Genomic DNA, 9,560 nt, shown 5'->3' on the forward strand with positions numbered 1-9,560 from the left:
CCCTCGCCCCTAGCCACTCAGCGCGAGTCCGCCAACCGCGATTCCGTCTCCGGGATCCGGCGCGACGCCGAACGTGCCGTTGCCGATCGCGAGGGTGCTCACCGACCCGAGGTCCATCGCACCCCGTCCGCCGTCCGGATTGCGGAGCGGGAGATCGACCATGGTCGGGCGTCCCGCGAGCGTGATCACGTTCCACCAGATTGTCCGCCCGGCGCCATCCGTGAGGTAGATCGTGAGGCCCAGGCTCGTCGCGGTTCGGATCTCGGCGGACAGGTAGAGCGCGTTCGTCCAGTTCTGGGCCGGGACGAAGGAGTGAGTGGCCGTCCAGCCGGCGAATGCCCCTGCGGTCACGTTGATCGTCCCGTTGGGCTCGAGCCTCGGGAGTCCGATGGAGCCCGATCCCGCCGCGCTGCGGAGGTTCCAGAAGTCGCCGGAGGTCGCGTTCGCGAGGACGGCCACGGTCGCGATCGTGGGCGTGGAGCGCACCTCGTAGACCCGGTTCCATCCGGTGGCGTAGTCGACCGTCAGGAAACTGTAGTGGTCGAAGATCGTGTCGAGCAGGCGGGGCGGATACAGCTTGGCGGCGTACGTGGAGTTCTCGAACGGGACCACGAAGCCCGTCTCCGACGTCGCGAAGAGGTACTTCACCTGATGCATCCGGAGCATCTCGACCAGATAGGTGACGTTCCTGGGCTCGTTCCAAATCTCCGTGAGGTCCCGTGCTCGCTGCGGGAAGCGTGCCTCGTCCCAGACGGAGTTCGACATGTTCTGGAGCGTCAGCGAGGGGAGATATCGACTCAGGTAGGAGCCGTCGTTGGCCATGAGCGCGTTGTGGTCCGCATGGGCCACGATCCACTCCAGGGTCTGGAAATCCTGCGGGAAGGACGGATCATCGGAGAACCAACCGTAGTTGCCGACGGGATTCACCAGGGCGCTCCCGAGCACCGGGTGCGCGACGACGGGTGTGAGGATCACGAGAGCCAGCACGAGCACCGGGAGGGTGGCACCACGGGCGGGGCCGCTCGCCAATCCGCGAGCCTGGGTACCAGTGCCGCGCGCCGCGGTCGCCGCCGTGATCCTTCCTGCGATGGCGCGCAGGAGGACGGGCCAGCCGAGGAGGACGAAGAGGGGGCCGGACCGGGAGGGCAAGATGGGCCACGTCAAGGCGAAGCCGGGTCCCGTCAGGGAGACGAGCAGCGCGAGGCCGAAGATCAGGTAGAAGAGATCGAGGAGGTCCCAGGTCCGTCGACGGATGCGGAACGCCACCGCGACCATCGCAAAGAGCGAGATCCAGCCGCTCACATGGTCGACGAAGAAGGTCGCGTGCTCCATGTAGGGGGTCGGTGCGGCGGGCGCCCCTCCATATCCGGCGACGAATCTGCCGAGCAGGTAGTCTAGTATGACGGACGGGTTCTGGCCCACGCTCGTGAGGAGCACGAGATACCCGACGACCGCGATGCCCACGCCCACCGCAACGCCGACCAGGATGGCCATGGCCCTCCTCGCACGGACCAGGGTCCCGAGCTCGGCGCGGAGCGCCGCCCGTTCCAGGAGGACCCAGATGCCCACGAGGGGGATCGAGAGAATCGCGAAGCCCGGGTACACGAACACGCACGCCAGGGTCACGAGCGCCGCGACGGTCAGCCGCCTCCAGTTGCCCAACCACGTCGAAGGCCGCTGCTCGATCATCAAGATCCCGACGAGCGTCAGCACGATAACGTAGCCGAAAAGGTTCGGGTACGGCCCGTTGAAGAAGTAACCCACCGTCCACTCCTCGAGGTTGCCCGAGGGGTGCGGGATCAACGGGACAACGGCCGCCACGACGGCCCAGCGCCAATCGCTCGTGCAGCGGTACATGATCGCGTACGCGAGCGGGGCGAGGAGCGCGGCAAGCACGGCGCCCAGGGAGAAGACCATCTCTCCCCCGTATCTGAGGACGACGGGCCCAATGGAGGCCGCAAGGGCTTGCAGGCCGGGAGGATACAAGATGACGTAGCCCTGCTCCGTGAGCGGGATCCTCCCGGCGGCCAGGAACAGGGTGACCATGGGGCCGTGCGCCGTCGCCACATCTCCCGGAGGCGGCCACTCCATGAGCCCCGCGACGAGGACGAAGTAGGCGAAGGAGAGAACGAGGACGAGGAGCCCGGGGATGTCGCCCCGAAGGGTCCGGAGGTAGGCGTGGATTCCCGAGCCGCGCGCGTGCATCCACGTGATGAGCGCGGCGAGCAGTCCGAGCGTCCCCGAGAACGCGAGCGGCACCAACGCCGAGATCCAGAACAGTCCAGCCAAGAGGGAGACCAACGCGTTGACCGCGATTCCGGTCGCCAGACAGAGCGTAATGAGAATGGACGGGCGAGAGTTTCCACTCGGCTTGAGGACGCACTGAAGGAGGAACCAGCCGGTCAGGAATGCAGTGCCGGCGTACAGCCCCATGCTCGCCGCGGCGCTCGGCAGGTCAAGGGGCATCCGATCCGCCTCCCCGCGGAGCGGCCCTTAGACCTACGCGGGTGTGGGCCCCGGGTCCGCGTGTCGAGGCAGCCGTTCCCCGTAGGCAATTGACTCTGCGTCGACGTCTGCCACGGCGCAGGAGGCTGCCGTCCATGTGGAACCGGTTCCCTCGATCAGATTCAGCCTTCGCGCAGACGGCACGACCTTGATAAGCGTTTCCGTGGAACGCGAACCCTTGGGCGCCTGGCTCCGGAGGCGGCCTGTGACGACGCTACGCCGGCTGGAATCGATCGATGGCCTTCTGGGCGATTCCGACCATGACCGCGGCTCGAGACTTCATCGTGTGATCCTTGAGAGTCCGCTGTCGAGCGCTCTCTCCCAATCTGGTGCGCGCCGCTTCGTCTCCAAGCAGCCAGTCGTAGGCCTCCATCACTTCTTCAGGCGTGTTAACCACGAGAAGCTCCTTGCCGGGCTGATACCACAGCTCGAGCCCGGCGTACGGACGGGAGAGGATGCACGCGCCGAGCGCCGCCAACTCGAAGGGACGAGACGTGGAGGTGCCATAGACCTCGGCCTGCAGGCTTCGCGGGATGTTGAGGTTGATCTTGCTGCGACAGATGTATGCCCGCATCTCGTGGAAGCGGATGCCGGGGATGATCTCGACCCCGGGGACGGCCGCGTTCGGTCCGCCCCCCGAGATGAGGAAGCGACCTCTCCGCTGTCGTGCGGGCTCGGCCATGAACATCTGCAGGTAGTGCTCCCCCCCGCCCGTCCCGAGGCCGAAGAAGAACACGTCGATGTCCTTGGCCGTGGCCAGAGGCGTGTACAACTCGGGGTCCACCCCGAAGTGCAGCACGTGGACGCGGGCCCCCATCGCCTCGAGGTCGGCGACCGATCCCTCGGAAGGGATGACCACGGCGTCCATCTTCTCCGGGTGCGCGTGGAGGTACGGGCTGAACGAGAAGCCCCCGTAGCGGGGCAGGGAGGTGGGCGCATCGAGGTCGTAGGAGATCACCGGGATCTCCAACCGGGTCCGGATCGAGAGGAGGAGCGGCTCCGCCTGGTTCAAGGGCACGCCGATGGCCAGGCACGCGTCGAACCCAGGTTGCCGCTCGAGGTGCCGCAGAAGCCGTTCCCAGCTGAACAGGACCCACCGGCTGCCGAGTCGGGGCGCAAGGCTGTCCCGCACCCAGGATCCGCCGGCCTTCCCCGAGCCCGTTCGGCTCGCGGCCTTCATGTAGAACCGGAAGGCCTTCGCGGACCGCTCGATGGGATTCGGTTCTGAATGCCACCAGGGCGTGGTCACGGCCGGGCCGTAGTAGGGGACCACGGTGAGCTCGGAGCCCGCGTCGTGAAGGCCCTTCAGGAACTGCCAGACGAACGGCGTCGCCCCGAACGGCTCGCTCATGTCGAGGGTCGAGCAGATCACGAGGAATCGCATGAGCCCACACCCGGGAGGCGGGACCGGGGTCCGCGGCGCCGCACGGGAAGCGGAACCCCCGTATTCAAAGTGTGCCCGGCGCGTCCCACCGGTCGGGTTCCCTCGGGACACGCCTCGGTCATCGGATTCATTCCCACACTCGAGGGGCTCATGAAGACGGATACCCTGAATGGGAGTCCGGGCTCTCGCGAGCGGCCGCGGTCGTCCTAGACCAGTTGCTCGTACAGTCGCTCGGTGAGTTCCGCGACGCGGCCCCACGAGTGGCCCTGTTCGACCAGGGCACGACCCGCACGGCCCATGCGCTGCCGCAGCCCGGGGTCGTGAAGGATCGCGAGGACTCGCTCGGCGAACGCCGCAGGCCGCTCCGCGGGGCACAGATATCCGGTCCGGCCCTCGAGGACGACCTCGGACGTCCCTCCGGTCTCGGACGCGACCACGGGCACGCCGCAGGCCAGCGCCTCCAGGCACACGGTCGGAAGGCCCTCGATGAACGACGGGAGGACCAGGACGGAGCTCGCCCGGAGGATGTCTGCGATGCGGCTGTGGTCCACCTCGCCCAGGAATCGCACGCTGCCGTCGAGGTCCGCGGCGGCCGCCTCCATCTCCCGCCGCAGGGACCCGTCGCCGGCAATCTGGAACACGGTCTCCGGCAGGTCCCTCCGCACGAGGCGAGCGATTTCGAGGAAGGAGCCCGCCCCCTTCCAGGGTTCGAGGCGACCGATGTAGGTGACCACGGGCGGGTCGGGCGCGTCGCCCGTGGCGGGCGAGAACTCCTGCGGGTCGACCGCGTTCGGGATGAGATGCAGCTTGGACTCGTCCACGTCGAACACCTCGCGGCACTGCTGGAGGTCGAACTGGGACACCGCGGCGATCGCGTCCGCGCTGTCGATGGTCCAGCGGCCCAGCGTCCGGTCGTAGATCTTCTCCTTGACGTACAGGGCGGCCGAGGTCTTCCGGTCCATCTCGGACGGCCGGCCGTACGTGGCGCCATGGATATGGAGGACGAAGGGACGCCCGGTGACCCGCGACACGAGGGCCGCCTGGTTCGACGTCATGTATACGTAGGAATGGGCGTGGAGGACGTCCACCGGGGTCTTCGCGAGCTCTCGGGTCAGGAACGTGAGCGGGTTGACTCCGAACATGAGCCCGTAGCAGCGGCTCGTGTGGATCGGGATGTGGTTCCCCAGGTACTTCCGGTGGCCGTTCGGCGGGAAGTTAGGGGCGAAGAAGTCGACCTCGTGTCCCCGCTTCTCGAGTTCCAGCGCCAGGTTCGACGAGTAGACGACCGAGCCTCCGGGCCGCTCGGGCAGAAACGGGGCAACCTGCGCGATCCTCATGATACGCCTTCTGCGGTCGACCGGGCTCGATTCCGGGGCCTGGGTAGCTCTAGCGTTCGCCGAGCAGAATGGCCCGGTTCGTAGCCTCGTGCCTCGTTCTGCGGCGTGACGGTAGCACCCCTCAACTTGTTGCCCATAAAAGTACCCCTTAATAAGCTCTGTGATAACGTGCTGAACTTGCCGACCCCCTCGGTGGTCTTTACCCTTTGTTGGACAATTATCGAACTTGACATATTTTTTCGGACGAATGAAAACTCGCCCTTCGGACCTTCGGGAAGTGGGCGCCGCCCCCCGGACGAGGTGGCCGTGGACTCGTCCTTCCGGAGCGCGGAAATCGTGGCGCGACCTTTATGGCACAAGGCCCTCTTGCGTGGCCCGCGGCCATGATCGACGTCCAGGGGCTCACCAAGGTGTATGCCCGCGCGCGCGGGGACGGCGCCAAGGCCTTGGACGGCGTCACGTTCACGGTCCCCGACGAGAGCGTGTTCGGCTTCCTGGGCCCGAACGGCGCGGGCAAGACGACCACGATTCGGATCCTGGCCACGATCCTTGAGCCCACGGAGGGCACCGCGACCGTGGAGGGCCACGACATCCGGACGGAACCCCTCGCGGTCAAGGTCGCGATCGGGTATATGCCCGAGAACCCCGGCTACTATCCGACGATGACCGCGGAGCAGCACCTGGACTACTGGGGCCAGTTCTACCGCATGGCCCGGGAGGAGCGGAGGACGCGCGGCCGGGAGCTCCTGGACCTCGTGGGCCTGGGCGACGAGCGCACGAAGAAGGTGCGCGCGTACAGCCACGGCATGCTCAAGCGCCTCGGCCTGGCCCAGGCGCTCCTCCACGACCCGCCCGTCCTGATCCTGGACGAGCCCGCGGGCGGCCTCGACCCGTACGGGATCATCTTCTTCCGGAACCTGATGAAGGAGCTGAACCGGCAGGGCAAGACGATCCTCCTGAGCTCCCACATCCTCTCCGAGGTCGCCCAGACCTGCACCCACGTCGGCGTGATCAACCGCGGTCGGATCGTCGCCGTCAACACGACGGCGGGGCTGGAGTCCCGGATCGGCGGCGGTGGCGTGCGCTGCCTCGTGGAGGCGCCGACCGTCCCGGACTCGGCGCTTCGCGGCCTCCTGGAGATCAGCCACGTGAAGGACGTACAGCGAACGGATTGGGGCCTCATCGTGACCATGGACAAGGACGCACGCGCCGCGGTGAACGCGTTCCTCGTGGGCCTGGGCGTGCCCGTGATGGGCGTGAAGCTCGCCGAGGTCACCTTGGAGGACGCGTTCCTCGCGCTCACGAGGGGTGGATCCTCGTGACCGGGGGCCTGAGGGATCTGTTCCGCGGCTCGCTGATCGTCGCGAGCCGCGACCTCCGTGCGAACGCGCACGGGATCAAGGTGTGGATTATGTGCGGCCTCGCGCTCCTCCTTGTCCTGGGCGCCGCGCTCGGGATCAGCGGGCTCACGTCCCAGGCCCCTTCCCTCTCGTCGGAGTACGTGCTCTGGGCCGCACCGTACTACACCGGGAACAACTCGACCGGAGGCGCCGCGGTGTGGGTGAGCGACTACCTAGGGAACCCTCATGCCGGCGAAATCGTTCTCCTGGGAAACCCCTTTCCGCTAGGCATCTCGAACCCCCCGTTCGTCGAGCACGCTCGAGCCACGACGAATGCGACGGGTTGGGCCGTCTTCCCAGGTCTGGCGAAGGGTCTCTGGCCGGCACGTATCGCGGTCGGGGTCGTGAACGAGACCACGGCTGCCCAGGTTGAGTCGCCGCCGACCTCTAACTGGACCGTCCAGCTCAAGCAGTTCGACCTGCTCGGGGATGGCGCTTCCCGGGACGTGAGCCTTCATGCGACCTGGAGGAACGGCACACCCGCGGCCAGCGCGAGCGTCTCCATTAACGGCACCTCCGCGGGCGTCACGGACGCGAACGGGTTCTTCCACGCACGATTCGCCGACGGGAACTGGGCCGTGACCGTGTCCGAGCGCGGAGAGGTCTACACGGTGCCGCTGATCATCCGCACGTCTCCGTTCGCGATCCTCCCGCTCTTCCGGGGACCCGACGCCCTCCTCCTGTTCCTGGGCGTCTCCCTGATGAGCATCTTCTATCCGATTATCGCGATCGCCATGTCGTACGACGCAGTCGCCAAGGAACGCCTTCAGGGCAGCCTGGAGATCCTCTTGGCGCGTCCCGCCACCCGAAGCGGAATCGCGATCGGGAAGTTCCTGGGATCGTTCCTCTCCGTCGCACTGCCGTTGCTCGGCGTGCTGATTGGATCCATCATCGGAATCGCCGCCGTCGAGGGCAAGTGGCCCGACGCGATCTTTGCGACTGCGTTCGTGATCGGGACACTCGGGTTAATTGCGATTTACGTCCTGATCATGCAGATCTTCTCCACCTTGGCCCGCTCCGCCGGCACCACGATTCTCGCGGCGATCGGCGTGTGGCTTGTGTTCAGCTTCCTCTGGAGCTTGGTCATCCTGGCGGTCCAGACCGCGTTCCGCATCGAGACCGCCACGCCGGGCTACTACAACCTGGCGACTGTGTCGGACCTCTTCAACCCGAACCAGCTCTACGCCCTCACCGTGACTACGTTCATTCCACCCTCCCTGGTCGGCCTTTTCGGGACGACGGGTGGTGGGAGCATCCCCGACTGGACAGGCCCCGTGGCCATGGTCGTCTGGATCGTCGTCCTCCTGGGAATTGCGATCCTCGTGTTCCGCAAGCGGATCGTTTGAGTTGCGTAGGGAGGGTGACCCACTACCCGCGTGGGCGCACCTGGGAAACCCGGATTGGCGAGTTCCCGGATTCCATCGCCTCAGCAGTTATCGCTTCGGCGACCGTCCAATGACCCTTAAGTGAAGGAGATGCGAATCGACTGCGCAAGGAGCCTCCGGGAGTGAGCGTAGAAGGCCGGCACATCGCCCAGCGACGGTTCGCGAACCGCTTCTTCCTCCTCGTGTTCGGCATCTGGCTGGGCACGGTCCTGATCTTTGCGACCACCACGGTGAACTTCGGGTCGTGGATCAGCGTCACCCAGTTTGGCCTCATGATCTTCTTCCTGTTCAGCTTCGCTATCGTGTTCTCGAAGCGGGTCGTGTCCCTCTTCGTCAAGCCCTACCCGCTGCCGCGGCTCGACGCGATCGCCCGGCAGCCCAAGGTCGCCCTTCTCTACACGACGATGAACGACGTCGTGCCGGAGTGCGTGCAGGCGATCCGGCAGACGTACCCCGTCGACGTGTACATGCTCGACGACTCCTCGGACCCCTACAAGCGCGCCCTCGTGGACGACCTGGCCCGAGAGCGGGGCTTCCGCGTCCTGCGCCGGAGCGAGCGCAAGGGGTTCAAGGCGGGCGCCATCAACGGCTGGCTGGCGGCGCACGGCGCCGCGTACGACTACTTCGTGCTCCTCGACGCGGACTCGGTCCTTCCGCCCGATTGGGTCGCGGAAGCCCTCAAGTACGCGGAGCATCCCGACAACGCGGACCTCGCGATCTTCCAGGGACTGATCAACATCTGGAACACGGACCGCCCGTTCCCCCGCGCCCTCGCCGCGACGACCCTCCTGGGCCAGGACGAGTGGGAGCGCCGGGTCAGCGGGTACGTCGGCGCGGTCTTCTGCTACGGCCACAACGTCATGCTCCGGACGCGGCCGGTCCTCGAGGTCGGCGGGTTCGTGGAGGACTACGTGTCCGAGGACTTCGCCACCGCGGTCAAGCTCGCCTCCGCGGGGCACGGCTCCGTCTTCGTCCCCCTCCACACGTGGGAGGCCATGCCGGAGAACGTCCGCGGCTTCGTGAAGCGCCAGACCAAGTGGACCCGTGGGTCCATGGAGTTCTGGTCCTTCGTGCCGCCCGCGCGGCTCCCGTGGTGGAAGAAGATCTTCCTGTACACGACCCCGATGAACCACGTCGCCTACGTCGCGATCATGTTCGCCATGGTCGCCGCGGTCTTCGGCCGGGTCTCGACCCTGGGCGCGTTCTTCGCCTTCGGCCAGAACCTGCTCGTGGCGCCGTTCGCGTACATCTGGTCCATCAGCCTGTTCCGGTTCATCATTGTGATGTCCCTGATCACGTCCGTGTTCACGGTCGCCAAGCTCCTGCAGGTCGGGGTGGGCTTCTGGCGCTACTACCGCGCGCGCACCCTGAGCAAGGCGATCGGCGCGATCATGCTCCCGCACGAGATCCGCGCGATGGTCATGTACCTCGTGGATCCGCGGCGGAAGTTCCCCGTGACCCCGAAGGACGAGCCGCCCATGACCATGCTGGAGATCCTCCACCTGGGTCGCGGCACGGTCGCCCTCGTGGGTGTGATGGCCCTCGGGCT

The 9,560-nt window shown here is 66.7% G+C and carries 6 protein-coding genes; 3 read left to right on the top strand and 3 right to left on the bottom strand.

Annotation, left to right across the window (positions count from 1 at the left end; all coding sequences use genetic code 11):
* Positions 1-9 precede the first annotated feature (9 nt).
* The 3 genes from VEY12_12405 to VEY12_12415 form a co-directional block, all read right to left on the bottom strand.
* Entirely contained in the window at positions 10-2,466 is a 2,457-nt protein-coding gene (locus tag VEY12_12405) for a hypothetical protein (protein HYM40921.1), read from the bottom strand.
* 253 nt (positions 2,467-2,719) lie between these two features.
* Complete coding sequence (locus VEY12_12410; protein ID HYM40922.1) at positions 2,720-3,889, bottom strand: glycosyltransferase; 1,170 nt, start codon at positions 3,887-3,889, stop codon at positions 2,720-2,722.
* A 206-nt stretch (positions 3,890-4,095) separates the two neighbouring features.
* Complete coding sequence (locus VEY12_12415; protein HYM40923.1) at positions 4,096-5,226, bottom strand: glycosyltransferase family 4 protein; 1,131 nt, start codon at positions 5,224-5,226, stop codon at positions 4,096-4,098.
* A 383-nt stretch (positions 5,227-5,609) separates the two neighbouring features.
* Between VEY12_12415 and VEY12_12420 the strand changes: the two genes are divergently transcribed.
* From VEY12_12420 to VEY12_12430, 3 genes are all read left to right on the top strand, one after another.
* On the top strand, positions 5,610-6,548 hold the full coding sequence (locus VEY12_12420) for an ABC transporter ATP-binding protein (GenBank protein ID HYM40924.1): 939 nt from the start codon (positions 5,610-5,612) through the stop codon (positions 6,546-6,548).
* Positions 6,545-7,972, top strand: a complete 1,428-nt coding sequence (locus VEY12_12425) for an ABC transporter permease subunit (protein HYM40925.1) — start codon at positions 6,545-6,547, stop codon at positions 7,970-7,972. The genes VEY12_12420 and VEY12_12425 overlap by 4 nt, the downstream gene beginning before the upstream one ends.
* A 161-nt stretch (positions 7,973-8,133) precedes the next feature.
* The coding region (locus tag VEY12_12430) for a glycosyltransferase family 2 protein (GenBank protein HYM40926.1) at positions 8,134-9,560 on the top strand (1,427 nt) is incomplete at its 3' end.

The sequence above is a fragment of the Thermoplasmata archaeon genome, assembly GCA_035632695.1.
In the GTDB taxonomy this organism is placed as follows: domain Archaea; phylum Thermoplasmatota; class Thermoplasmata; order RBG-16-68-12; family RBG-16-68-12; genus RBG-16-68-12.

What these genes read in the sequence shown, in the direction of transcription:
- VEY12_12410 (HYM40922.1), bottom strand. Translation starts at nt 3,889, where the DNA reads ATGCGATTCCTCGTGATCTGCTCGACCCTCGACATGAGCGAGCCGTTC.
- VEY12_12415 (HYM40923.1), bottom strand. Translation starts at nt 5,226, where the DNA reads ATGAGGATCGCGCAGGTTGCCCCGTTTCTGCCCGAGCGGCCCGGAGGC.
- VEY12_12405 (HYM40921.1), bottom strand. Translation starts at nt 2,466, where the DNA reads ATGCCCCTTGACCTGCCGAGCGCCGCGGCGAGCATGGGGCTGTACGCC.
- VEY12_12420 (HYM40924.1), top strand. Translation starts at nt 5,610, where the DNA reads ATGATCGACGTCCAGGGGCTCACCAAGGTGTATGCCCGCGCGCGCGGG.